At 72.0% G+C, this 25,001-nt stretch carries 22 protein-coding genes; 9 read left to right on the top strand and 13 right to left on the bottom strand.

Going from position 1 to position 25,001, the window contains the following annotated elements:
• Positions 1-23: 23 nt before the first annotated feature.
• The 4 genes from ACIQPR_RS33615 to ACIQPR_RS33600 form a co-directional block, all read right to left on the bottom strand.
• Positions 24-680 carry a potassium channel family protein gene (locus tag ACIQPR_RS33615; protein ID WP_403655948.1) on the bottom strand — a complete coding sequence of 219 codons (657 nt, stop codon included), beginning with the start codon at positions 678-680 and terminating at the stop codon, positions 24-26.
• Entirely contained in the window at positions 677-1,336 is a 660-nt protein-coding gene (locus tag ACIQPR_RS33610; RefSeq protein WP_403655945.1) for a potassium channel family protein, read from the bottom strand. The genes ACIQPR_RS33615 and ACIQPR_RS33610 overlap by 4 nt, the downstream gene beginning before the upstream one ends.
• A complete protein-coding gene (locus ACIQPR_RS33605; protein ID WP_403655943.1) occupies positions 1,333-4,122 on the bottom strand; it encodes a cation-translocating P-type ATPase in 2,790 nt (929 codons plus the stop codon). Before ACIQPR_RS33605 ends, ACIQPR_RS33610 begins: the two co-directional genes overlap by 4 nt.
• Positions 4,123-4,297: 175 nt before the next feature.
• Entirely contained in the window at positions 4,298-5,287 is a 990-nt protein-coding gene (locus ACIQPR_RS33600) for an Acg family FMN-binding oxidoreductase (protein ID WP_403655941.1), read from the bottom strand.
• 579 nt (positions 5,288-5,866) lie between these two features.
• Between ACIQPR_RS33600 and ACIQPR_RS33595 the strand changes: the two genes are divergently transcribed.
• Positions 5,867-6,094, top strand: a complete 228-nt coding sequence (locus tag ACIQPR_RS33595) for a hypothetical protein (RefSeq protein ID WP_403655939.1) — start codon at positions 5,867-5,869, stop codon at positions 6,092-6,094.
• Between the two features lie 104 nt (positions 6,095-6,198).
• Complete coding sequence (locus tag ACIQPR_RS33590; RefSeq protein WP_403655937.1) at positions 6,199-6,708, top strand: universal stress protein; 510 nt, start codon at positions 6,199-6,201, stop codon at positions 6,706-6,708.
• 55 nt (positions 6,709-6,763) lie between these two features.
• Here the strand turns inward: ACIQPR_RS33590 and ACIQPR_RS33585 are convergent, their stop codons facing one another.
• From ACIQPR_RS33585 to ACIQPR_RS33575, 3 genes are all read right to left on the bottom strand, one after another.
• Complete coding sequence (locus ACIQPR_RS33585) at positions 6,764-8,200, bottom strand: MBL fold metallo-hydrolase RNA specificity domain-containing protein (RefSeq protein ID WP_403655935.1); 1,437 nt, start codon at positions 8,198-8,200, stop codon at positions 6,764-6,766.
• A 180-nt stretch (positions 8,201-8,380) separates the two neighbouring features.
• On the bottom strand, positions 8,381-8,803 hold the full coding sequence (locus ACIQPR_RS33580; RefSeq protein WP_403655933.1) for an Hsp20/alpha crystallin family protein: 423 nt from the start codon (positions 8,801-8,803) through the stop codon (positions 8,381-8,383).
• Positions 8,804-8,902: 99 nt separating this feature from the next.
• The gene (locus ACIQPR_RS33575; RefSeq protein WP_403655931.1) at positions 8,903-9,499 is read right to left on the bottom strand and encodes a hypothetical protein; all 597 of its coding nucleotides are present in this window, start codon (positions 9,497-9,499) and stop codon (positions 8,903-8,905) included.
• 370 nt (positions 9,500-9,869) lie between these two features.
• On the opposite strand from ACIQPR_RS33575, the gene ACIQPR_RS33570 reads away from it, so the two are divergent.
• The 6 genes from ACIQPR_RS33570 (at position 9,870) to ACIQPR_RS33545 (ending at position 17,380) form a co-directional block, all read left to right on the top strand.
• Entirely contained in the window at positions 9,870-11,750 is a 1,881-nt protein-coding gene (locus ACIQPR_RS33570; protein WP_403656476.1) for a PAS domain S-box protein, read from the top strand.
• Positions 11,751-11,940: 190 nt separating this feature from the next.
• A complete protein-coding gene (locus ACIQPR_RS33565; protein ID WP_403655929.1) occupies positions 11,941-12,831 on the top strand; it encodes a universal stress protein in 891 nt (296 codons plus the stop codon).
• A gap of 104 nt (positions 12,832-12,935) precedes the next feature.
• On the top strand, positions 12,936-13,526 hold the full coding sequence (locus tag ACIQPR_RS33560) for a 2-oxoacid:acceptor oxidoreductase family protein (RefSeq protein ID WP_403655927.1): 591 nt from the start codon (positions 12,936-12,938) through the stop codon (positions 13,524-13,526).
• Positions 13,510-14,751, top strand: a complete 1,242-nt coding sequence (gene porA / locus ACIQPR_RS33555; protein WP_403655925.1) for a pyruvate ferredoxin oxidoreductase — start codon at positions 13,510-13,512, stop codon at positions 14,749-14,751. Before ACIQPR_RS33560 ends, porA begins: the two co-directional genes overlap by 17 nt.
• Positions 14,748-15,758, top strand: coding sequence for a thiamine pyrophosphate-dependent enzyme (locus ACIQPR_RS33550; RefSeq protein ID WP_403655923.1), 1,011 nt, complete (start codon positions 14,748-14,750; stop codon positions 15,756-15,758). Before porA ends, ACIQPR_RS33550 begins: the two co-directional genes overlap by 4 nt.
• Positions 15,755-17,380, top strand: a complete 1,626-nt coding sequence (locus tag ACIQPR_RS33545; RefSeq protein WP_403655921.1) for an NAD(P)-binding protein — start codon at positions 15,755-15,757, stop codon at positions 17,378-17,380. Before ACIQPR_RS33550 ends, ACIQPR_RS33545 begins: the two co-directional genes overlap by 4 nt.
• A 428-nt stretch (positions 17,381-17,808) precedes the next feature.
• Here the strand turns inward: ACIQPR_RS33545 and ACIQPR_RS33540 are convergent, their stop codons facing one another.
• From ACIQPR_RS33540 to ACIQPR_RS33515, 6 genes are all read right to left on the bottom strand, one after another.
• Positions 17,809-18,426 carry a hypothetical protein gene (locus tag ACIQPR_RS33540; protein WP_403655919.1) on the bottom strand — a complete coding sequence of 206 codons (618 nt, stop codon included), beginning with the start codon at positions 18,424-18,426 and terminating at the stop codon, positions 17,809-17,811.
• Positions 18,427-18,587: 161 nt separating this feature from the next.
• On the bottom strand, positions 18,588-19,442 hold the full coding sequence (locus tag ACIQPR_RS33535) for a universal stress protein (protein WP_403655917.1): 855 nt from the start codon (positions 19,440-19,442) through the stop codon (positions 18,588-18,590).
• A 183-nt stretch (positions 19,443-19,625) separates the two neighbouring features.
• On the bottom strand, positions 19,626-20,429 hold the full coding sequence (locus ACIQPR_RS33530; RefSeq protein ID WP_403655915.1) for a universal stress protein: 804 nt from the start codon (positions 20,427-20,429) through the stop codon (positions 19,626-19,628).
• Between the two features lie 276 nt (positions 20,430-20,705).
• Entirely contained in the window at positions 20,706-21,653 is a 948-nt protein-coding gene (locus ACIQPR_RS33525; RefSeq protein WP_403655913.1) for an alpha/beta hydrolase family protein, read from the bottom strand.
• A gap of 76 nt (positions 21,654-21,729) precedes the next feature.
• Positions 21,730-22,671, bottom strand: a complete 942-nt coding sequence (locus ACIQPR_RS33520) for an alpha/beta hydrolase family protein (RefSeq protein WP_403655911.1) — start codon at positions 22,669-22,671, stop codon at positions 21,730-21,732.
• Between the two features lie 370 nt (positions 22,672-23,041).
• Positions 23,042-24,124, bottom strand: a complete 1,083-nt coding sequence (locus ACIQPR_RS33515) for a DUF5937 family protein (protein ID WP_403655909.1) — start codon at positions 24,122-24,124, stop codon at positions 23,042-23,044.
• A 115-nt stretch (positions 24,125-24,239) separates the two neighbouring features.
• Between ACIQPR_RS33515 and ACIQPR_RS33510 the strand changes: the two genes are divergently transcribed.
• Positions 24,240-24,998 carry an amino acid ABC transporter permease gene (locus ACIQPR_RS33510; protein WP_403655907.1) on the top strand — a complete coding sequence of 253 codons (759 nt, stop codon included), beginning with the start codon at positions 24,240-24,242 and terminating at the stop codon, positions 24,996-24,998.
• Positions 24,999-25,001: the final 3 nt, after the last annotated feature.

Raw genomic sequence — 25,001 nt, 5'->3', positions numbered from 1 at the left:
GACGGGCCCTTCGATCGGCCAGGTCACTGGAAGGCCGCCCGCACCTCGCTCTCCGTCGTGGCGTGCGAGACGACGAGGATCTCGTCCGCGGCTTCCAGGACGAGGCCCGGTGCCGGTGTGACAGGTCCGCCGTCGCGTACGACCGCGGCGACGACCGTGCCCTCGGGAAGCGTTATCTCCGTGAGGGGTCTGCCGACCGCGCGGGAGTGGGCGGTGATGGTGGTCTCGATGACGTTCACACCCGCCTTGCCGAGGCGCAGCAGGGCCACGGTGTCGGCGGCTCCGGCCGCCTCCTCGATGAGCGAGATCAGGGGCATCGCCGCGGGTACGGCGGCGTCCACGCCCCAGGTCCGGTCGAACAGCCAGGCGTTCTCGGTGTCGTTGACCCGGGCGATCACGCGGTCCACGGCGAACTGGCGTTTCGCGAGGAGGCTGATGACGAGGTTGTCCTCGTCCTCGCCAGTGGTCGCGACGACGAGGTCCGCCGTGTACGCGCCGGCGCGTTCGAGGACCGAGGGTTCGCACGCGTCGCCGTTCTCCAGCCTGACGTGCGGCCGGTCACGGAGGGCGGCGACGCGCTCGTCGTCCTGGTCGATGACGGTGACCTGGTTGTCGCCGGCCGCCATCACCTGGGCGACCTGCCTGCCGAGCCGGCCCGCGCCGGCGACGATGACCTTCATGTACCGAGCTCCTTGTCGAGGAAGCCGCGCAGCCGGGAGAGTGCCTCGGCGGACACGGCGAAGGTGACGAGGTCGTCCGGCTCCGCCGGAGTGGTGTGCGTCGGCAGGAACGAGCGTCCACCGCGGGTGACCTCGACGAGCCGGATCTCGCCGTCGACCTCCAACTCGCCCAGTTGTCGGCCGGTGAGGTGCGCGGGCAGCTGCGAACGCAGCAGGAGCGTCTCGCCGTTGCCGAAGTCGAGTTCGGGGGTGAGGTGACGGTGCAGCAGCATCTGGTACAGCTGATGCACCGTCCAGCGGACACTGGCGATCGTCGGGATGCCGAGGTCGCGGTAGATGTCGGCGCGCCGCGGATCGTAGATGCGGGCCAGGACGACGGGTACCCGGTAGGTCTCCTTGGCCGTGCGGGCGCTGACGATGTTGGTGTTGTCGCCGGAGGTGACCGCGACGAACGCGTCCGCGTGCTCGATGCCCGCGGCCTCCAGCAGGGTCCGGCTGAAGCCGTTGCCGTGCAGGACCTGGCCGGGGAACCCGGCGGGCAGCAGGGCGCGAGTCTTCGGGTTGCGGTCGATGACGCGGACGTCGTGTCCCTCGTTGACCAGCCGGGTGGCGAGGTCGGAACCGACACGGCCGCAGCCGACGATGACGACCCTCATGGCTGTTTCCTCTCTGCTTGTCGCGGCGGGGTTCGGCGCGACCACGCCTTGCGGGCCTCCTCGGCGCACAGCAGCAGGAGTCCGAAGGCGGTGAGCACGGCCCAGTCGGTGGCCGAGATCGGCGCGGTGTGGAAGACGGCCTGTAGCGGTGGCGCGTAGCTGATGGCGGCCATCAACCCGATGCCGAAGCAACCGGCGGCCAGCAGCAGGGGGTTGGAGAACAGACCGACGCTGAAGACGCTCTCGTGGTCGGTGCGCACGGCCAGGGCGTTGAAGAACTGGCTGACGACGATGGCGGCCTGGGTGAGTGTGATGGCCTTGCGGTAGGCGGGCGTGCCGGCGGTGAAGTCGGCGAACGGGATGCCCGAGGCGTGCACCTGCCAGAAGAAGACCGTGCACACGCCGATGGACTGCACGGCCCCCAGGAAGAGGAAGCGTCGCACGAGTGCCGCGGAGAAGAGCCGTTCGCGGCGTCCGCGGGGCGGGCGCCTCATGGTGTCGGGCTCGGGCGGCTCGGCGCCGAGGGCGAGGGCGGGCAGGACGTCGGAGCCGAGGTCGATGGCGAGGATCTGCACGGCGGTCAGCGGGACCAGCGGGAAGCCGACGAAGGTGGCGGCCAGGATGGGCGTCAGCTCGGCGATGTTGTGGCTGAAGAGGTAGGCGAGGAACTTCCCGATGTTGCGGTAGACGGACCGGCCCAGTTCGACGGCCGCGGTGATGGAGGCGAACGAGTCGTCGAGCAGCACCATGACCGAGGCCTCCCGGGCCACGTCCGTGCCACCGGCACCCATGGAGACGCCGATGTCGGCGTGTTTGAGCGCGGGCGCGTCGTTGGCGCCGTCGCCGGTGACGGCCACCACCTCGCCCCGGGTCTGCAGCGCGGCGACGACCCGCATCTTGTGCTCGGGGCTGACCCGGCACAGGAGCAGTTCCCCCGGAGCCGCGAGCACGGCGTCGAGCGCTTCGTCGTCCATGTCGTTGAGCCGGGCGCCGGTCACCACGGTGGGTGCGGGGCCGGTGACGATGCCGACCCGGCGGGCGACCGCCTCGGCGGTGAGCGGGTGGTCGCCGGTGACCATCACGATCCGGATTCCCGCGCGCCGGCAGGCCGTCACCGCGTCGGAGACCTCGGGCCGGGGCGGGTCGAACATGCCGATCAGGCCCAGCAGTGTCAGACCGGACTCGGCCTCCTCGCTGTCGGCGGGTGTCACCGCCGCAGGACGGAACGCCACGGCCAGCACACGCAGCCCCTGCGCCGCCATCGTGTCGTTCGCCTCGACGACCGAGGCGCGCACCTCGTCGGTCAAAGGGACGGAGGCTCCGTCCAGCATGAACTCCCCGCAGTGGACGAGGAGTTCCTGCGGCGCGCCCTTCGCGCACACGATGTCGCCCCCGGACGTGCGATGGACGGTGCTCATCAGCTTGCGGACCGGATCGAAGGGGAACTCGGCGATCCGCGGTGCCGCGGCCCGCTGCGCCTCCGGGTCGAGCCCGGCCTTGCCCGCCACGACGAGGATCGCCCCCTCCGTGGTGTCGCCGAGGACCCGCCAGTCGGTCTGCCCGTCCGGGGCCAACAGCCGGGCGTCGGAGCAGAGGGCGCCGACGCGCAGCAGCTCCCGTACGGCGTCGGGGGCCTCGACGGCGCCGACGGGGGCGTAGCCGATGCCGGACACCTCGTGCCAGGTGCCGGCGCTCCACAGGCGGGTGACGGTCATCTCCGCCTGGGTCAGCGTGCCGGTCTTGTCGGTGCAGATCACCGTGGTGGAGCCCAGCGCCTCCACCGCGAGGAGGCGTTTGACGAGGGCCTGGCGGCGGGCCATGCGCCGTACTCCGATGGCGAGGGACACCGACAGCGTGGCGGGCAGCCCCTCGGGCACCAGCGCAACCATCACCCCGAGGGCGAAGACGAAGGTGGAGACCAGCGGCTGGCCGCTCTGCAGGCGGACGGCCAGCACGAGGAGGCCGATCGCGACGGCCAGCGCGGCCACCCTGCGGGCCATGGAGGCGACTTGGAGCTGCAGCGGGGTCTTCTGCTGGGGTGCTTCCTGGGTGAGCCGGTAGATCCGGCCGAACTCGGTGTCGGCGCCGATGGCGAACACGACCGCCTTCGCCGATCCGGAGACCACCGTGGTGCCCATGAACACACAGTTGCGGGAGTCGAGGAGGGTCGGGGCGGCCGTGGGCTCGTCCACGCGGCTCACGGCCGCGCTCTCGCCGGTCAGCGACGCGTTGTTCACCGTGAGTCCGTGCGCCTCGACGACCCGGCAGTCCGCGGGGACGGCGTCCCCGGCCTCCAGGACGACGAGATCGCCCGGGGTCAGCGCGGTCGTCGGCAACTCCAGTCGCTCCCCGTCCCTCAGCACTCGGCACGTGTGCGGCACCATCGCCTGAAGCGACTGGGCGGTGCGCTCCGCCGAGTACTCCTGGACGAAGCCGATCACCGCGTTGAGCACCACGACGCCCAGGATGGCGAACGCCAGTTGCAGGTTGCCGCTGTCGCGGGGGTCCTGGAGCCCGTAGGCCAGGAAGGTCAGTGCGGAGGCCACGACGAGGACGAGCGCGAAGAGGTCGGTGAACTGGGCGAGGAACCGTCGCCACAGGCTTCTGGGCCGAGGCCGCGGGAGTTCGTTGGCCCCGTGTCGCTGTCGGCGTCGCTCGGCCTCCGGTGCGGTGAGACCACGGCGTGAGGTGTCGAGTTGTGTCAGCACCTCGTCGGCCCGCTTGAGCGCGAGTGCCGGACCGGGCTCGCGCGGTGCGGGAACTCCGTCGGCCTGAGGCTCGGACACCAGACGTTCCACGACGCTGTCGTGATGCACGGGAAGCCCTCCGGTCGTCGGGACGATGTCGATCCAGCTTGGGCTTCCGGCCGCCCCGTCGGCATAGGTCGTCCGACCCCACGGTGAGGGCCGGACGGGTCCCGTACTCCGAGGCGGCGCCGGCCGTTCGCGCCGGCGCGGACCGTCAGACGATCTCCAGGACCTGTTCCACGGGCCGCCGTGGGCTGACGACGCCCGACGGTCCGTAGCCCAGACGCAGGATCATGTGCACGAAGCCCATGTCGGAGGCGGGGTCGCGGGCGAGTTCACGCAGGTCCGGTTGTTCGAGGGAGTGCGAGGTCAGGGAAGTGGCCAGCCCGTTGCGGACGGCAAGCAGCAGGACACGCTCCATCGCCTGTCCGGCCCGCAACCAGTCCGCGGGGCGGTCGTGGACGGTGCCCAGCAGCGCCAGGTTCGGGGTGGCCTCGAAGACGGCTGTGGGCCGACCGGGCACGGCGCGGCGCCCCGCGAAGTCGCGGACCGGTGCCCGGCCTCCCCGTCCGGCCGGCCCGAAAGCACGCGCCGGGACCCCGTCGACGGCCGTGCCGGTGTCCTCCGCACCGACACGCGTCCACCTGTGTACGTCCTCCGAGGAGACGGGATCGAGGCTGTCGCGTCCCTCGACGTCACGGATGTGGTCGAGCAGTGCCTCCACGTGCCATCCGTCGGGGAACACCAGCTGCGCGCCTTCTCGTGCGGCGGCGGCGCGCAGCGCGTCCCGTACGTCGGGCGGAACCGCTCTGTCCTCGAAGGGGTGGCGGCTGGTGTGCCGGCGGTCGATCGCCGGGTAGCAGCGGGCCAGTTCCCGGTCTGGTCGGTCGGTGTCGATGATGCGGACGGTGGCCAGCAGGAGCCGGTCCGCCGGTACCGGAAGCAGTTGGACGTCCGCGTGCCGGCCGGCGGCGGCCACGGCGACCCGCAGGTTGAACAGGGCCGCTCCGCAGCCCACGTGCAGACCTCGGTTGTCAGGGTCGGTGCGCGGCATCGCCCGGTCGAGGTCGGCGCGCAGTTCCAGGGTGCGTGTGCGGGTGAGACAACGGAACCGCCAGGGCTGCGCGTTGTGCAGCGAAGGGGCGGCGGTGGCCGCGGTGACCAGCGCCGTGACCGTGCGGGTGTCGAGTGGTCGCGCCGCCATGGGGCGCACCTCCCCTCGGAGGGCGGGCAGACCGCCCTTGGTCTGTGTCGGATCAGCGACTGCTCCGGGGCCGGGGTGTCACGCCGTCCGCGAGCGTGGGCCGGGACGGCGTCGAGCGAATCGGGGTACCTCTCGGTCGCCGGGCCTTCTCCTCAGGGCAAACCTCACCCCGCCGCCCGACGTACGGCAGGGGCCGTCAGGCCCGCTTCCCGATCCGTCCGGCCCCATTTCTGGAGGGCCGATCCAGGATGCGGACCTCATCGGGGCGGGCGGAGTGCGTCGCCCCGCTTCGGGACCTTCGGCCCCCTCGGGCAGTACGGCGGACGGCGGACGGGACGGCTGAGCAACCGTGTGGCACCGGGCCGGCCGGACGAGGGGCCATTCGGGCCGCTGACCTGCCCGTACGACCCCTGGAACAGGTCACGGCCGACGCGGAAGCTGGAAGTGAGGGACGGAGGTCGTGCGTCATGACCGGAGTCCGGCGGTCGCCCGGGCGGCGAGCCCGGGCAGACCCGTCGGACCGGGTCGGCTCATCGGTATCGGGTCCGCCCGCGGGCGGAAGACAGAAGGAAGGCAGCGATGTTCCCCTTCTTCCTCGTGGGCGCGGCCGTCGTGGGCGCCTGCATGGTGTTCGGCTACAGCCAGTTCGTCGTCGGCTTCGCGCTGATGGCCGTCGGCATCCTCGGTCTGATCATGTTCCTGTCCACGGCGGGCGCCGTCCGGCGCCCCGGCGAGCGCGGGACGGTCATCGAGGAGCGCCACTACATGGGGACGGGCGCTCAGGACGACTCCCGGCACCATCGGTGAACTCCGCAAGGGGCCGTTGGGCAGAAGTCCGTCACCGTCCGGCCCGAGCCCCGGCCCCTCGGGCCGGGGCACCATGGGCGCAGAGGCAGACCGGGGAGGCAGCCATGACCGCAGACACCGGCGGCACCGGCATCGTGGTGGGCGTCGACGGGTCCGAGGGGTCCCTGTCGGCGCTGCGTTGGGCCGAGGACCAGGCGCGCGCCCTGGGCACCGAGGTCGTCGCCGTACACGCCTGGCAACCCGCCGCCGCACCGGCGCCCTATGCTCCGGTCGCCGGTCGGCCGACAGTGGCCGAACAGCGGGAGCGGGCCGCCGAGCTGCTCGCCTCGGCCGTGCGCAGCGCCTTGGGCGAGCGGGTCGGCCCCACAGTGCGTGCAGTCCTCGTCGAGGGTCCACCGGCCCGGGTGCTGCTCGGGCGGGCGCGCGAAGCCACGCTGCTGGCGCTCGGACGGCGGGCCCACGGTCAGTGGGAGTTGCCCGCGTTGGGCACGGTCGGCCGCGAGTGTCTGCGCTACGCGCGGGTGCCGGTGGTGACGGTGCCCCCTTCGGAGGACGAGGTCGACCGACCGCTCATGGCAGTGGAGACGTCCGTCACGCCGAGCCGAGTGGCGTAGGCCGGACGGGGATGCGGGTCGCCCGACAGCCCGCGCACCGCGGGACGGTCACCCGTCAGCGGACCAGTACCCGTTCCCCGGACCGCGGCACCACGGCGGTCCAGCCAAGCGTGCGGTCGATGCGCTCGCGCAGTGCCTCGGCCGCCTCGGGCTCACCGTGCACGACGTACGTGGCGTGCGGTGCGGGCGCGTCGCGCAGCCAGTCGACGATCTGCGCGGCGTCGGCGTGCGCGGAGAAGTGCGGTACATCGGCGACCTGGGCCCGCACGGGAACGTACTCGCCGAACATCTTGAGCGCCGTCGCGCCGTCCACCAGGTCGCGGGCCCTCGTCCCCCGCGCGGCGAAGCCCACCACGACGACCGCGTTGCGGGGGTCGGGCAGCAGCCGCCGCAGATGGTGCAGGACCCGTCCTCCGGCGGCCATGCCGGACGCCGAGACGATGACGGCCGGTCCGCCCCTGCGGCCGAGTTCCACGGACTCCTGGAGCGACCGTACGGCGTGGAACGGCTCGGGGCTCAGCGCGGCCGTACCGGCGGCGCCGAGGTTCGGCCGCAGCTCCGGATCGCCGGTGTGGAGGGCGTCCCGGTAGACGTCGAGAGCGGCCAGCGCCATCGGGCTGTCGACGTACACCGGTACGGCGGCCGGAAGGCGTCCGGTCCGGCGCAGTTCCGCCAGTTCGTGCAGGACGACCTCGGTGCGGTCGAGGGCGAAGGCCGGGATGACGACGGTGCCGCCGCGGGCCAGTGTCCGGGCGATCACGTCGGCGAAGTGGGCCCGGCCCTCCTGTTCCTCGTGCCGCCGGTTGCCGTAGGTCGACTCCACGAGCAGCACGTCCGCCCCGGAGAAGGGCTCGGCGGGGCGCAGCAGCGGATGGCCGGGGCGGCCCAGATCCCCGCTGACGGCCAGGGTGTGGCCGTCCTCCAGGGTGAGCCGGGCCCAGGCGGAGCCCAGAATGTGGCCCGCCGGGTGAAAGGTCAGCCTCGTGCCGGTGGCGATCTCGACGTGGGTGTGCGGCGGCACGGTCTCCACGAGTTTCAGTGTGCGGTCGACGTCGGAGTCGTCGTACAGAGGCTGCGCGACGCGGTGTTTGGACCAGCCGTGCCTGTTGGCGTGCTGCGCCGTCTCCAGTTGGAGCCTGGCGCTGTCGCGCAGCACGATCTCCATCAGCCGTGCCGTGTACTCGGTCGCCAGGATGCGGCCGTGGAAACCGTGGCGCACCAGACGGGGCAGGTAACCGCAGTGGTCGAGGTGTGCGTGGGTGATCACGACGGCCTCGATGTCGGCGGCGTCGCAGGGCAGCTCGCGCCAGTTGCGGCGACGCAGGTCGGCCATGCCTTGGAAGAGTCCGCAGTCGACGAGGACGCGGGCGTGGTCGCTCTCGACCAGGAACTTGCTCCCGGTCACCGTTCCGACGGCGCCCAGGAAGGTCAGCAGTGCCGGTCGGCTTCGCGGTTCCGGCCGGTCGTCGGGGTTGGCGGGCACGGTGGTCATGGCTCGGTCTCCTTCGCACGTGGGGCCGGTCGCCCCTGGTCGCCCGGGACGAATGCGCGGTGCCGGTGGGGGCCTCACGTCCTGCTCGTCCCGCGTATGCCGTTCGTCGCCGGGAAACGTGTGCGCGACCGGGGCCTCCCCGGTCGCGCACACACCGTGCGTCGTGGCGAGCCCCTGCGCTCAGCCGGTCCGCACGGGGATGGTCCTGGTGCTCGCGGTCTTCTCCGGCACCGGGACCGTGATGGTCAGGACACCGTCCTTGTACTCGGCGGTCGCGTCGTCGCCCTTGGCGCCGGCCGGCAGCCGCACGGAGCGGGTGAAGGTGCCGTAGCGGAACTCGGTGTGGTGCTTCTCCTTGGTCTCCTCGGTGCGCTCGGCCCGCAGGATCAGGAGGCCTTCGGCGACGGTGATCTCGACGTCCTTGGCCGGGTCGATGCCGGGCAGTTCGGCGCGCAGCAGGTAGGTGTCCTCAGTCAACTTCTCCTCGATACGGATGCCGTGCGTCCCGGGGACCGCGTGGGCCGTCGGGATTCCGGACTCGACCCAGCCGAACAGGTCGGGGAAGGCCGGCCAGCCGGGCAACCGCTCGATCATGCTGCTCATGTCACCCTCCTTCTCGTTGCTTCCTGATTCCAGGGTCGTCCGCCGTGGCAGGTGTCCGCGTGGGCCGATCGGTACCGAGCCGGACCCCGTAGGTCCCTGTCAGCCGTTCATCCGTTTCCTCCACTGCGGACCGATCCGCTCCCACTCCGTGGCCCACTCGGCCAGCCGCCGTCGCTCCAGGCGAACGCACACCAGCCGGCCGCAGACGAGCACGACGGACCAGGCGGCCAGCCCGGTCGACGCGCCCAGGCAGTCGCTCTGGAAGCGGGCCTCCGCGGCGGAGGGCGGCGTGCCCACCAAGCCGCCGTCCGCATCGGTCCACACCGTCACCCGGTCGCCCACCACACTCGCGGGTGCGACCTGGGCGCTGCCCGTCCGCGTCGTTCCGTCGGCGGCGGTCCAGCGAACCGTCGCCCACACCGTGTGGTCGCTGTGGAACCTCGCCACGACGGTGGGCCGCGGCGCGTTCTCAGTGAGTACGGCCCGCACCGGGACCAGTTCCGCACGACGGGCCTCAAGGCTCCGCTCGACGTGTGCCGCGGTCATCGACCCCGCGAGCAGTCCCGCGGCGAGAGCGAGGAACCACGCTCCGAGAACGATCCGGGCCTCCACCCGGTCGCCCGGGCGCCGCAGCTGGTTGCGGCGCCACCGCCAGAACAGCGCCTTTCCCGTACGCGTACGTCGTGTCGTCACCATCGGTCTGCGCTCCTCTGCGCTGCGGCACACGGTTGTGGTCGGCAGCCGGAAACGTCTCATCCCGTGTGCCCACGGCGGAGGGGCCGACAGGCTCCGATCAGCGGGCCTTCCGGCTCCCACGCGGGGCCGAGCGGGTCTCCCCCTCCCGGTGGGCACTTCTGCCTCGACCCGCCCATACGGTGCGCCACCGGCGGGCAGGTTCAGACGGTTGTGAGCACTAAGCGACATTCAGGCGCGAAGACGCCGCGAACGGGTGTGAGATGTCCGAATCGTCGTCGGGGGTGGAGGTGAGGCGCAGGTGGCCGACCAGGTGGGGACGCAGCACGCGCCGGCAGCGGGCGGGCCGGAACGGTGCCGGTGCGGCGGCACGGTGGCCGGCTCGGGCGAGCCGGGGCGGGCCGAGGAAAGGTTCCGGGGGCTGCTGGAGGCCGCGCCGGACGCCATGGTCATCGTCGACGACACCGGCACCATCCGGCTCGTCAACGCCCAGACCGAGGCCCTCTTCGGCTACCGGCGCGAGGACCTGCTCGGGCGTCCGGTGGAGTTGCTGATGCCGCACCGCTTCCGCCCCCAGCACACCGTGCACCGGGACGGATACGCGGCGAACCGCCAGGTCCGGCCCATGGGGGCGGGTTTCGACCTGCACGGGCTGCGCAAGGACGGCACCGAGTTCCCCGTCGAGATCAGCCTCAGCCCGCTGGAGACGGCGGACGGTCTGCTGGTCTCCGCCGCCGTGCGGGACGTCAGCGACCGCAAGGCCGCCGAGGCCCGCATCAACGAGCTCGCCGCGCTGGTCGAGTCGTCGCAGGACGCGATCCTCGCCAAGACCCTCGACGGGTACATCACCTACTGGAACGCCGCCGCACAGGACCTGTACGGCTACACCGCCGAGGAGGCCATCGGCCGCCACGTCTCGCTGCTCGCCCCGCCCGAACTCGACGACGAGATCAGCGCGTTGCTCGAACGGCTGCGGCACGGCGAGAAGGTCGAGCACTTCGAGACGCTGCGGGTCACCAGTACCGGGGCCCTGCTGGACGTCGACGTCACCCTGTGGCCTACCCGCGACACCCGCGGCACGGTGGTCGGCGCGTGCGCGATCGTGCGGGACATCAGCGACCGCAAACGGGCGGAGGCCGAACTCACCGTCCTGTACGAGCAGCAACGGCACATCGCCCTCACCCTCCAGCGCTCCCTGATGGGCACCCCGCCCGCACTGCCCGGACTGGCCACGGCGAGCCGGTACCGGCCGGCCACTCAGGGGGCCGGTGTGGGCGGCGACTGGTTCGACCTGATCCCGCTGGGCGCCGACCGGGTGGGCGTGCTGATCGGTGACGTGATGGGCCGAGGCCTCGAAGCCGCCGCCGTGATGGGGCAGTTGCGCTCCGCGGCGCACGCGCTGGCCAAGACCGGCATGCAGCCCCGGCAGTTGATGCAGGCCCTCGACACCTGCGTGGCCGACCTGGACGTGCCGGACCAGCTCGTCACCTGCTGCTACCTGGTCATCGCGCCCGACAGCGGCACCGTGACGGTGTGCTCGGCCGGGCACCTGCCGATCCTGGTGGCGGGCCCGGACGGGGCGGTCACCAGCCTCTCCTCCCCCGTCAACGCCCCGCTCGGCGTGGGCGGCATCCTGTACGAGCAGTCCTGTACGGCTATACCCCCGGGCGCGACCCTCGTGCTCTACACCGACGGGCTGATCGAGACGCCGGGCAGCGACATCGAGGAGCGGGTGGGCGAACTCTCCGTCGTCCTGGACGAGTTCCTCTCCGACACCCCGTGTCTGGAGGCCACGGCCGACCATGTCCTGGCCAGCCTCCTGCCCGACCCGGACAGCCACAACGACGACGTCACGCTCCTGCTGGCCCAGCTGCCGGCCGCGCCGCTGGCGGCCCTCGGCCTCGATCTGGCGGCCGACCCGGCCTCCGTTCCGGAGGGACGCGCGTTCCTGCACAAGGCGCTCACCTCGTGGAACTGCACCGACAGCACCGACGAGGCCCTGCTCCTGCTGTCGGAGACCCTGACCAACGCGGTACAGCACGCGCAGGGGCCCATCGGCCTCCATCTGCACCGCACGGCGACCGATCTCACGGTGGAGGTCAGCGACCACAGCCCGCAACTGCCCCAGCCGCGCCTGGCGGGAGAGGACGAGGAGTCCGGACGGGGTCTGATCCTGGTGCGGGCCCTCGCCGACACCTGGGGCGTACGGCCCACCGACGAGGGCAAGACCACGTGGTTCACCCTCCGGCTGTGACATCGCGCCGTCGGACACTCGACCGTCCCGGACGGCAGGCTGTGGGACCGGCGTCGGGCTGAGAGGCCCGTTCGGCCCGGGGAGGGGCCACGTGGCCCCTCCCCGGGCCTCCGGCCGAGCACGGAAGCTGAAAGTGACGAGCCCGTGTCGGAGCGGACCAGGCGGGCGTCGGACCGGGGAGGTGTCGTTCATGCTGCGCCCCGTTGTCGTAGGACTGGACGGTTCACGCGAGAGCCTCGCCGCCGCGGAGTGGGCGGCCCGGGAGGCGTTGCGGCGCGGGCTGCCGCTGCGGCTGGTGCACGCGTACGAGGGGCTGGCTCCCGGCGCGTGCGACCTGCCGGAGCTGGAGGCGCCCCGCTTCTGGGCGCAACGCATCCTGCGCGACGCGATGGACCGGGTCAACGAGCGGTATCCACAGGTCTGCCTGAGCGCCGACCAGATCGCGCGGCCCGCCGCGGAGGCGCTGGTACAGGCCGGTGCCCAGGGCGAACTGCTGGTGCTCGGCAGCCGTGCGTTCAGCGGTTTCGGCGGTTTCATGGCCGGGTCCGTGGCACTGGCGGCGGTGGCCCGTGCGACGGGGCCCGTGGTGCTGGTGCGCGCCGACTGGAGGCCCGAGGACGAGCACGTCCCGGACGCGGGCGGCCGGCCGTCGGTCCGCGAGCGGTACCGCGACATCGCCGTGGGCGTGGACATCGCCCACCCGGACGATCGGGTGCTGGAATTCGCCTTCTCCTCCGCAGCGTCGCGCAACGCTCCGCTGCGGGTCGTGCACACGTGGCAGCCGCAGTACGCGCTCGCCGCGCCGCCTCCCAGGGCGGGTGACACGGCCCGGCGGACGGCCGGGCAGGCTCTGACCGTGCTGCTGGACCCGTGGCGGGAGAAGTTCCCGGCGGTCGGGGTGCGCGAGGTGGTGGAGAACGGACGTCCCGCGCAGCGCGTGGTGGACTCGACGAAGGACGCCGGACTGCTGGTCGTCGGCCGGAAGACCCGTGCGGCCAGGCTCGGCGCGCACACCGGACCGGTCGCGCACGCGGTGATGCACCACGCCCGCTGCCCTGTGGTGATCATCCCGCACGGATGACCGGCCCGGCCCGGTCGGCCGCCGAGGGGGACGTTCGGCCCCTGCGGCGGTCTGCCGCCACGGAGGTAGGACTGGAGGACACCGGACTCCCGAAGGAGGGTGCCGTGTTCCAGGTACGCATCCACGGCAGGGGCGGCCAGGGTGCCGTCACCGCGGCGGAGCTGTTGTCGGTGGCGGCGTTCTTGGAGGGCCGTCACGCGCAGGCCTTCCCGAGTTTCGGCTCGGAGCGCACGGGTGCGCCGGTGATGGCGTTCTGCCGCATCGACGACCGCCCCATCCGGGTACGGGAGCCCGTCATGCGGCCCGACGCCCTGGTCGTCCAGGACGCCACGCTGCTGCACCAGGTCAACGTCTTCGACGGGCTGCGGCCCGACGGCTCCGTACTGATCAACTCGCCAGGGAGGATCGAGGAGTTGGGGCTCGCCGACCTCGCCGCGAGCGTGCCGCACGCCGTCGCGCTCACCGTGCCCGCCACCGTCCTCGCCCTACGTCACTTCGGTCGGCCGGTCCCCAACGCGGTCCTGCTGGGCGGTCTCGCGGCCCTGACCGGATGTGTACGTCTCGATTCGCTGACGGCGGCGATCGAGGAGCGCTTCCCCGGAGAACTCGGCACCGCCAACGCGGCAGCCGCCCGGGAGGCGTTCGCCCATGTCGCCGCGGAACGTGAGGAGTACGTCCGTGCTGAAGCAGACTGAGGGCTCGCGGGCGGTCGCCGAGACGGTGGCGTACTGCCGTCCCGAGGTGATCGCCGCCTACCCCATCTCGCCGCAGACCCACATCGTGGAGGAGCTGAGCCGGCTGGTGAAGTCGGGCGCGCTCAGGCCGTGCGAGTACGTCAACGTCGAGTCGGAGTTCGCCGCGATGTCGATGTGCATCGGGGCCTCGGCGGCCGGCGCCCGCGCCTACACGGCGACCGCGAGTCAGGGCCTGCTGTACATGGTGGAGGCGCTGTACAACGCTTCCGGGCTCGGACTGCCGATCGTGATGACGGTCGCCAACCGGGCCATCGGCGCGCCCATCAACATCTGGAACGACCACAGCGACAGCATGTCCCAGCGCGATTCGGGCTGGATCCAGTTGTACGCACGCGACAACCAGGAGGCCGCCGACCTGCACCCGCAGGCCTTCCGGCTGGCCGAGGAGCTGTCGCTGCCGGTGATGGTGTGCATGGACGGCTTCGTCCTCACGCACGCCTGGGAGCGGATCGAGGTGCCGGAGCGGACCCAGGTCGACGCGTTCCTGCCCGCCTATGAGCCCCGTCAGGTCCTCGACCCGGCCGATCCGGTGTCCATCGGCGCGATGGTCGGCCCGGAGGCCTTCACCGAGGTGCGGTATCTGGCGCACGCCAAGCAGATGCAGGCGCTGGAGGCGATCCCGCGGGTCGCCGGGGAGTTCCGGGAGGTCTTCGGACGCTCCTCCGGCGGGCTGGTCCATCCGTACGCGTGCGAGGACGCCGAGACGATCGTCGTCGCGCTGGGATCCGTGTTCGGTACGGTGTGCGACGTCGTCGACGAGATGCGTGAGCGCGGAGTGCGGATCGGTGCGTTGGCGATCACCTCGTTCCGCCCGTTCCCGCTGGAAGCGGTACGGACGGCCCTGCGCGGCGCCCGCCAAGTCGTCGTGCTGGAGCGGGCGTTGGCGGTCGGCATCGGCGGGATCGTCTCCTCGAACGTACGAACCGCCCTGTCCGGCGTCCAGCTCGACGGGCACACCGTGATCGCCGGGCTGGGAGGACGGCCGATCACCAAGGAGTCCCTGCACCGGCTGTTCGACGACGCGGTCGCCGGGCGGCTGGAGCAGTTGACCTTCCTGGACCTCAACACCGAGCTGGTGGAGCGGGAGTTGGCGCGGATGGCGAGGACCAGGCGGTCCGGTCCGTCCGCGGAGAACATCCTGCGCGATGTGGGGAGCAACCGATGAGCGCCGCACCGCAGGTCAGGTTCTACCAGGTGGGCAGCTACGCGGCGGGCAACCGGCTGCTGGGCGCGGACGCCCAGTCCGACCAGGCCGATCCCGGGCGTTCCAACACGATCACCTGCGGGCATCGCGCCTGCCAGGGCTGCGGCGAGGCGCTCGGCGCCCGGTACGCCCTGGACGCGGCCCAGCGGGCGGCCGGCGGCAAGGTCGTCGCGGTCAACGCGACCGGCTGCCTGGAGGTCTTCTCCACGCCCTATCCCGAGACGTCGTGGCAACTGCCGTGGCTGCACTCCCTGTTCGGCAACGCACCGGCGGTCGCCGCGGGTGTCGCCGCCGCGCTGCGGGCCAAGGGCCGCACGGACGTCCGGGTGGTCGGCCAGGGCGGTGACGGCGGCACCGTCGACATCGGGCTGGGCTGCCTGTCCGGCATGTTCGAGCGGAACGACGACGTGCTGTACATCTGCTACGACAACGAGGCCTACATGAACACGGGCGTACAGCGCTCCGGGGCCACTCCCCCGACCGCGCGCACGGCCACCACCCAGGCGGTCGGCGAGGAGCCCGGCGCGCCCTTCGGGCAGGGCAAGAACCTGCCGCTGATCGCGATGGCCCACGAGATCCCGTACGTCGCCACGGCCACGGTCGCGGGACTGCGCGACCTGGAGGCCAAGGTGCACCGCGCGATGGAGTTGCGCGGCGCCCGCTATCTGCACGTCCTCGTGCCCTGTCCGCTGGGCTGGGGCACCGCGTCCCACGACACGGTGCGCATCGCGCGGCTGGCCGAACAGACCGGGCTGTTCCCGGTGTTCGAGGCCAGGGACGGCGAGGTCACCGATGTCACACCGATCCGGCGCCGCTTGCCGGTCGAGGAGTACCTGCGTCCCCAGAAACGGTACGCGCACCTCTTCGAACCGGAGCCGCGCACCGATGTCATCGCCCACCTCCAGCGGACCGCCGACCGCAACATCGCCCGGTTCGGACTGCTGGCGCACGAGGAGGCCTCGTCGTGAAGGAGAAGCCGTTCGCGATCACTCTGGACGTCGGCTCCAGCCTGTCAAACCGCACGGGCGCCTGGCGCACCGAACGCCCCGAGTACGTCGACCGGATGCCACCGTGCAACCAGGCGTGCCCGGCCGGCGAGAACATCCAGCAATGGCTGTTCCACGCGGAGAGCGGCGACTACGAGTCGGCGTGGCGGCAGTTGATGCGCGACAACCCCCTGCCCGCCGTGATGGGCCGGGTCTGCTACCACCCCTGCGAGACCGCCTGCAACCGCGTCCAGGTCGACAACGCGGTCGGCATCAACTCGATCGAGCGGTTCCTCGGCGACGAGGCGATCAGGCGGGGCTGGAGCGTCGAGACTCCGTCGGTGTCGAGCGGCCGGCGGGTCCTGGTGATCGGCTCCGGCCCGGCCGGCCTGTCGGCCGCCTACCACCTCCGGCTCCTGGGCCACGAGGTGACGATCCGCGAGGCCCAGGACAAGCCCGGCGGGATGATGCGCTACGGCATCCCGCGCTACCGTCTGCCGCGCGAGGTACTGGACGCGGAGACCGACCGGATCCTCGCGCTCGGCGTCGCACTGGAACTCGGCACGAAGGTCGACGACGTGCTCGCCGCGCAGCGGGACGGCGCCTTCGACGCCGTGTTCCTCGCCGTCGGTGCGGGCATCGGCAAACGCGCCTACATCCCGGCCGGAGACAGCGCCCGCATCCTGGACGCGGTGGCCCTGCTGGGCAGCACGGAGAAGGGCGGCCCGCCGCTGCTGGGCCGCAGGGTCGCCGTCTACGGCGGCGGGAACACCGCCATGGACGCCGCCCGCACCGCGCGCCGACTGGGCGCCACGGACGCCGTGGTGGTCTACCGGCGCACCCGGGACCGTATGCCCGCGCACGACGTCGAGGTCGAGGAGGCGCTGGAGGAGGGCGTGCGCGTCAAGTGGCTCTCCACCATCAAGCACGCCGACGAGGGCCGCCTGACCATCGAGCGGATGGAGCTGGACGAGACCGGATTCCCGCGTCCCACCGGTGAGTTCGAGGAGCTGGCGGCGGACAGCGTGGTGCTGGCACTGGGCCAGGATTCGGATCTGTCCCTGCTGCGGGACGTGCCGGAGCTCGCCGTGGACCACGGCACAGTGCGGGTGGCCGACGGATTGATGACGGGCCGTCCGGGCATCTTCGCCGGCGGGGACATGGTGCCCGCCGAACGCACGGTGACCGTGGCCGTGGGGCACGGCAAGAAGGCCGCGCGGCACATCGACGCGTATCTGCGCGGCACGGCGTTCGAGCCGGGCGAGAAGCACGCTCCCGCCACCTTCGAACGGCTCAACACCTGGTACTACTCCGACGCGCCCGCCACGGTCCGGCCACGGCTCGAACTCGCCCGCCGTGTCTCGACGTTCGACGAGGTCGTGGAGGGGCTCGACGAGTCCACCGCACTGTTCGAGGCCCGGCGCTGCATGTCCTGCGGCAACTGCTTCGAGTGCGACAACTGCTACAGCGTCTGCCCGGACAACGCGATCACCAAGCTGGGGCCGGGCAAGGGGTTCGCCATCGACCTGGACTACTGCAAAGGGTGCGGTCTGTGTGCCGCCGAGTGCCCCAGCGGGGCGATCGAGATGGTGCCGGAGGAGTGATCGGCTCGCTCCCCCGGTGACGAGGGAGAAAGGCGCCGCCGGCCGCCTGGATGCGCCGCCAGGATGTCCCCCTCTCGGCCGGTCAGCCCAAGGCAGCGCGTCCGGCTCCCCTCCTTCTGCTGGTCCTTGCGCAGCCGCGCCATGAGCCGCGTGGTGGCGCGCGGCCCGAACTCCGTTCCTGTGACGGTCAGACACGGATCGGCAAGGTCAGCGCACACCACGTCGAACAGCCCTGGACGGCCCGGACCGGAATCCGGGTGGGGACCGGTCGGCCACCCAGGCCCGGGAACCGGTCCGCCGCCGGGCAACCGTCGAGACACCACAGGTCAAGAGACTGCGGGTGGTACGGCCGTGACGTGAAAGGGCGCCGCCGCTGCGGGAGTTGCTCCCTCAGCGGCGGCGCCCCTGATGCGATGTGCTCCGAGCGGTCAGAGCAGCCAGCGGTTGCGGCTGACGAAGGGCAGTCGCGCCCACACCTTGCCCAGGCCCCAGGTGGCGCCGGCGCCCGCCGCGGCCAGCGCGATCAGCACGACGGCGTAGACGAGGTGGTAGTCGGCGAACGGGTTGGTCGACATGCTCGACGTGCCGTCCGACAGGTGCTTGGCCGGAGGCCATTCCGCGATCCACATCAGCGCCATCATCGCGGTGCCCGCCACCGCGGCGAACCGCAGCGCGACGCCCGCGACCAGCGCCAGACCGATGCCCAGCAGACCGAGCATGAACAGCCAGTCCGCCCAGCCGGCCCCGGCCCAGGAGTGGAACGTGGACTCCATCGGACCGGCGGCCACCGAGCTGAGGAATCCCTTGGTCGGCGAGCCACCGTCGATCCAGCCCTTGCCGGACGGGGTGGCGTAGCCGAAGCCGAAGGTCTTGTCGAGGAACGCCCACAGGAAGACGAACCCCGTCACCAGACGGAGCCCGGCGAGGACATGCGCACCGGTCACCGTCGCCGTCGCGGTGTCCGTGGCCTGCGGAGCCGTTGCCGCCCTGTGCCGGGACGGAAGGTGGAACCCCGTATGACGTTGCGGGTGGTCGTGCACTGCCATGATCCTCATCCCCTCCGAGGAGTGTCACGCGAGGGCCGTCGCGGCCCTCGTCGCGTCTTCAATGTCCCGCCTGTGCGATGGCCGTCCGAGGGGCCGCAAGGGCACCGCCCACGGTCCGAACGTCCCCTTCGGCAGCGCCACTTGGCGGCCGGCCACGCGGATCACCGGGTCGTGGGCACCAACACGACCGGGCAGTGCGACCGGTGCAGCAGTGTGTGGGCGACCGGGCCGAGCCGCAGGCCGACGTGTCCGTTGCGGCGGTGGGCGTCGATCACCACGACCGCCGCCTGGCGTGTCGCCTCCAGCAGGGCGCGGGAGGGCCCGGTGCGCACCGTGCGGGCGTCCACGCCCACGGTGGGGTGGTGCTCCCGCAGCCGGGCGAGGCTGAAGCGCGGCACGGCCTCTTCGGCCCGGTCCCGCTGTGCCATGCGCTGTTGACCGGGACTCGTGGCGGAGATCAGGGAGGGCAGTTCAGGGGTGACGTGCCGCTGGGTCTGTGCGTGCAGGACACGCAGCCACGCTCCACGACGCTCCGCCTCGGCGAACGCGTAGACGGCCGCGTCGACGTCGGTGTCGCTCTCCAGACCGAGCAGGACCGCCGGTCCCCCGGCCCACGGAACGGTACCCGAGTCGCACCTGTGGTCCTCGCGTACGACCATCAGCGGCCCGTGCGCATGGGCCGCCAGCCGCAGGCTCACCGATCCGAGCAGCGTGCCGACGACCCCGCCGAACCCGCGCGTGCCCACGACGGTGAGGGCCGCGCACTTGCTCTCCTCGGTCAGCACCCGCACCGCGGGGCCTTCCACGGCTTTGGTCATGACCCGCAGGTCGGGGTGGCGTTCGTGGACGCGGGTGACGGCCGACGCCAGGATCGGTCCGGCCTCGTCGCAGTCGGACACCGCATAGACGACGCGCAGTTCGCTGTGGCGCCGGGCGGCCTCGTCTGCGGCCCGGTCCAGGGCCCGTACGGAAAGCAGTGAACCGTCCACGCCGACGGCCACGTGATGGAGTGTCATGGTCCCGTTCCCTTCTCTGCCGCGCTCTGTCGAGCGACATCCCGCTGTGGCTCCGTGCAAGATGCTCGTTCCGCGCGGGCGCCGGGGGCAGGGACCGTCAGAACCCGGCCGGGCGCCGTACGGCCCCTTTCGGCAGGGCCGTACGGGACCCGCTGTGGGCCGGGCGCCTGTGCCCGGCAGAACTCATCGCCGGCCCGAACGGACGACGGCGACCGGGCACGCCATGTCCCGGAGTACCGCCGGGTCGAGGGGACCGGACGCGCCACCTCGGCCGCGCGAGCCGGCCACGACGAGCTGAGCGTCGGCACTCAGCCTGATCAACGACCGCTGGATCCGGCCCTTCACGACCTGTCGGCGCACTGCCACCTCGGGGTGGCGTTCCCGCAGCCGGATCAGGAGCGAGGCCGGCAGCGAGTGCGAACGCCGCTGCCAGATCCTGCGTGTGTCGAGCAGCAGCAGCGGCACCCCGCGTGCCTCGGCCTCGGCGAACGCGAACTCGGCCGCTTGCCGGGCGGCGGTGGATTCGCCGCCGACCAGTACGACCGGTCCCGCGGGTTCTTTCCTGCCGCAGACCACCAGCACCGGTCGAGGACCGCGCGCGAGCAGCTGCCCGGCGACGGAACGGTGAGGATGTCCGCCGGTCCCCATCGGCTGATGACCGACAACAGTCAGTCCGGCGTCCCACGACTCGGACTCAAGTACCTGCGCGGGCTCGCCCATGAGGACCTCGCACCTGACATCGACCCTGGGCGCGGCCCGGCGGGCCCGTCGTTCGGCCTCGGCCAACGCTCCGTTGGAGCCGGTGTGGTCTCGCTCCGGCCTCAGACCCCAGGCCCCCGCGCCGTCCTTCGGCGGTCCGGCGGGCCAGTCGACGGCGTGGACGAGTTGCAGTTCCACACCCTGGCGTTCGGCGGTCCGTGCCGCGGTCTCCACCGCGACCAGACTCGACGGTGAACCGTCCACTCCCACGACGACCGGACCGCGCATGACGGCCCCTCCCCTCTGCACAGACTCTGTCCGGGACAGGGACCGCACGCCGTCAGGGCCGTCGGCCACGTCCCGCTTCCGCTGCCAGACTCCTGCGCCCGGCGGGGTCCACACAGGGGCCGTATGGGAGTCGGCGCGGGTGCCGTCCGGCCCTGTGCGGGGCGATGGTGTGGTCCGGATCGCGGATCCGTGAGTTCATCACGCCGTGCGGCCCAGGTGCCAGGTCACCGGCGACGGCGACGGCTACCCACGAAGGCCGGTCAGGCGGCGGACGCGCTACTTGGTCTCGACGCGTCCGACCGGGTCGGTTCCGGCTGTCAGGGCCTCGCAGGCCGTCTGCCACGCGGTGTCGCCGGGGTGGAGCCGACTGTGGAGGTAGGCCGCGGTGAGCCGGGCGACTGCCGCGACCAGGCCGGGGTCCTCGTCGGTGGTCTCGGCGGCGTCGTACCCGGCGATCCCACCGAGTCCGTGTTCCGCGCCGAACAGGGTGAGCAGGGTCTTGGGGCCGGGGGCGAGGGTGTAGGGGTCGGCGTGCCAGGCCGGGCCCATGTCGGTGAAGTGCCGGGAGTCGTCCTTGTCGCCCGCGACGACCAGTGCGGGTGTGGTCATCGTGGAGAAGTCCGTGGTCCGGAAGAACGGCGTCTTCTCGGCCATGAAACCGGTCAGGGCCTCGCCGCCCCGGCCCGGCGCGGCGAGCAGCACGCCCGCGTTGATGCGGGGCTCGACGAGGTTCGCCTCCTGCCCGGTGTCGGGGTCGGTGATCCGGGCGCCCAGCAGCTGGCTCGCGGTGAAGCCGCCGAGGGAGTGTCCGGCGACGGCGACCCTGTCGTGGTCGATCCGACCGCCGAGCAGTGGCACGGCCTGCTCCAGCGCGTCGAGCCGGTCGAGGATGTACGTCATGTCCTCGGCCCGCGAGCGCCAGAAGAAGGGGGCGCCCGGGGCATCGGCCAGCACGTGGCCCAGGGTCCTGGAGTTGAGGTGGGTGGGCTGGACGACGACGAAGCCGAGGGCCGCCCAGAGGTTGGCGATCGGTCCGTAGCCGTTCAGGGAGGAGAGGTTGTTGGAGGGGCCGTGGCCGTGGGAGAGGAGGATCACGAGCAGGCCGGTCCCGGTCGCGGGCGCCGTGACGCGCACCTGGAGGTCGACGGGCCGTCCGGGCACGGACAGGACCACCGGGCTGTACGACAGAACGGGAGCGGGCGGGTCGATGGTGGACGCGCTCATGAGGGCGGGTTCCTTTCTGCTGTGCGGGCCGCCGCCCGGCCGAATCCGGGAGGCGGGAAATGACGGACCGGGCGCGCTACTTGCTCTGGAGCGTGCCGAGCGGGTCGGGGTCCTCCTCCAGTGCCGTGACCGCCTCCTTCCAGGCGGTGGCGTCGCCGTACAGGGCGCCACGCAGGTAGGCCGTGGTGAGTTGCTGGATCAGGGCGACGCGTGCGGGGCTGGCGTCGGTCGTCTCGGCGACCTCGTAACCGGGGATGCCGCCGAGGGAGTGCTCGGCGTCGAACAACGTGAGCAGGCTCTTGTTGCCGGGGCTGTAGGTGTAGGGGTCGGTGAACCAGTCCGGTCCACGGGTGGACAGGTGGGACTGGTCCTTGTCCCCGGCGACGATGAGCGCCGGCGCGGTCATGGTGTCGAAGGACGGCCGCATGAAGGGGAAGTGCTCGACGGCGAACGGCACCAGGTCGTCGCCCAGGCCGGTCAGGGCCAGCAGTACTCCCGCCTTGACCCGGGGGTCGGACATGTCCTCCCCCGGCTCGCCGTCGGCGTCGAGGACCCGTGCGCCCAGCAGCGTGCTCGCCGACTGGGCTCCCCAGGAGTGGCCGGCCACGGCGACGCGGTCCCGGTCCAGGCGCCCGGCCAGGCCCGGCACGGAGGCTTCCAGGATGTCGAGTCCGTCCAGGACGCGGGTGAGGTCCTCGATGCGCAGGCGCCAGATCCGCGGGGTGCGGGGGTCCTCGGCGGGGACACCCAGGGTCCTGGAGTCGAGGTGCGTGGGCTGGACGACCACGAAGCCGTGGGCGGCCCAGTGCTCGGCCAGCGGGGCGTAGCCGTCCATCGACCAGCCGAAGCCGTGCGAGAAGACGACGACGGGCAGGCCGGTGCCGGTGGCAGGGGCGGACACCCGGACCTGGAGGTCGTCGCCGCGGCCCGGGGCGGGCAGGACGACCGGCCGGGCGGACACCACCGTGGCGGGTATGCCCGCGGTCTGTCGCGCGTTCGCGGTCTTGGATTCGGACATGGAGGTGCCTTCCGTTCGGTGCGCGCGTGCGCACGCTCGGGTTCGGTGGGCCCTGCGGGCGGCGCCGCGGGCACGGGTCGGACGGGACCGTTTCTCATACGGAGCCGGAGTCGGAGCAGGCCCAGGGCAGCGATGGGCCGCAGGCGTGCCGGTCCGGCGGTCTAGTGGTCTGGTGGTCTGGTGGTCTGGCGGTCTGCCATGACCAATGAAACGGAACCTTGTTCCGGAAACAATACGGAACGGCGATCCGTTTCGCAAGATCGGTCATGAAGAGCTGCCGCGGCGAACGGTGAACAAGGCATCCGGAACGGCCCGTTCCGGGGCCGGGCAGGTCACCGCCGCGCGCCCTTGCCGAGAGGCTCGCCGAGGTTCAGCGGATGATCGAGGTCAGCACGTCGACCCCCAGGCGCATGAGGCAGTCCGTGTCGAGACGGTGGTAGACGAGGCGGCCGTCCCTGCGGGAGGTCAGCAGGCCCACCTCCCGCAGCCGTCCGAGGTGCCGGGAGACCTGCGGTGCCGTCATGCCGGTGCGGGCGGCCAGGTCCGACGTCGTGATCGGTTCGTTCACGAGGTGCCGGCAGAGTTCCAGCCGCGCGGGCTCGGCGAGGATCGCCAGCCGGAGCCGTACCTGTGCCAGGGTGGCCCGTTCCGCGAGGCCCGCGCCCTCGACGGGGAAGTGCACGACGACCGGGTACGACGTGTCGTCCTTGACGATCAGGTGCGGGCGCGCGTGCACGGACGGCACCAGCAGACAGCGCCGGCCGCGCGGGTCGGCTCGGAGCGACTGCAACTTGTCGAAGACGACGGCTGGCGGATTGCGGCCGACGGTGGCGTTCGGACTGAGGGAGGCCAGTGCCTCGGGCAGCGGCAGCGCCTGGATACGGGCCCGTACGCGGGCGCACTCGCTCTCCAGCCGGTGCCGCACCCGGGCCCACTCGGCGTCGAAGAACTCGGCGGCGCAGCGCCGCAGCAGGTCCAGCAGCCCGGCCCTCACCTGCTCCGGTGTCTCCACCAGCCGGCGGGCCAGCTCGCCCCGGCTGAAGGAGCGCCGCTCGCACGACAGCACGTAGGCACCGCGCACGCTCTCGTCGGTGAGCAGGTCCCCGGTGTCGAAGAAGCCGCCGTGGACACCGGGCGCGACCACGGTCACGAACTCGTCGAGCGGCAGCGCCTCCAACCGCGCGAGTTCCTGCTCCAGTGTTCGCCCCAGCGGCAACTCCAGTGGCAGCAGCGCCCGGCAGCGCCGCCGGTTCCACAGCGGCGCGTAGACCGCGAGCAGGCTTCTGGTCTCCTCGGACAGGGCCGTGCTGACGTGTTCCAGCCAGGGGCGTACGTCGAGGTGGTGCTCGGGCTCGGCGACGGAGTGCAGGCACGCCATCAGCTCGGCCAGCGGTGAGAGCCCCACCGCGATGTCGGCCGGGACGACTCCCTGCAAGGTGATGATCACCGCCATGTTCCGCAGGGTACAGCCGATGCTTACCGCGCTCGCGGTAAGCATCGGCGCCATGGCCGACCGGCAGACCTAGGCTGCGTCCAATTCCGCTCCGAGCAGCGAGAGGCTCCGGCCGATGCACCTGTTTCTGCAAACGTTCTTCGACCCCGACGAACTGTTCAAGGCGTTCCCCGTCCTGCTGACCGAGGGCCTGCGCAACACCCTGCTGATCGCCTCGCTGGCGATCGTCATGGGGGTCGCGCTGGGCGTACTGCTCGCGATGCTGCTGCTGTCGCACCGCCGCTTCGTGCGACTGCCCGCCCGGCTCTACGTCGATGTCTTCCGGGGTCTGCCCGCGATCGTGACCGTCAGTCTGGTCGGCCTGGGCCTGCCCGCCGCCGGCATCCGGCCGTTCGGGCGGGAACCGCTGGGCTACGCGGTCCTCGCCATCGGTCTCATCTCGGCGGCCTATCTGGCGGAGATCTTCCGGTCCGGCATCCAGGCCGTGCCGGCCGGGCAGTTGAGCGCGGCGCGCAGCCTCGGCATGCCGTATCTGACGGCGATGCGGGTGATAGTCGTCCCGCAGGGCGTTCGGAACGTACTGCCCGCGCTGGCGGGCCAGTTCATCATCGACATCAAGGAGAGCGCGCTGGTGTACCTGCTCGGCCTGGGGGTCGGGCAGCGCGAGCTGTACTTCATCGCGCAGGAGCGCCAGGCCGCGACGTACAACTCCTCGGCGCTGGTGGCCGCCGGGGTCTGCTATCTGATGCTCACGATCCCGCTCACGTACCTGGTGAACCGGCTGGACCTGCGCCTGCGCGGCGGTGGCGGCGCCCGGAAACCGAAGAAGCCCGCGCCCACCGCGCCCGCCGTCCCGTCCCCGCTGGAGGTCTGAGCG

Origin of the sequence: Streptomyces sp. NPDC091280 (assembly GCF_044768565.1) — a bacterium.
Taxonomy (GTDB): Bacteria; Actinomycetota; Actinomycetes; order Streptomycetales; family Streptomycetaceae; genus Streptomyces.
Note: the sequence above shows the minus strand (reverse complement) of the source record. Positions and strands in the feature narration are given on the sequence as shown.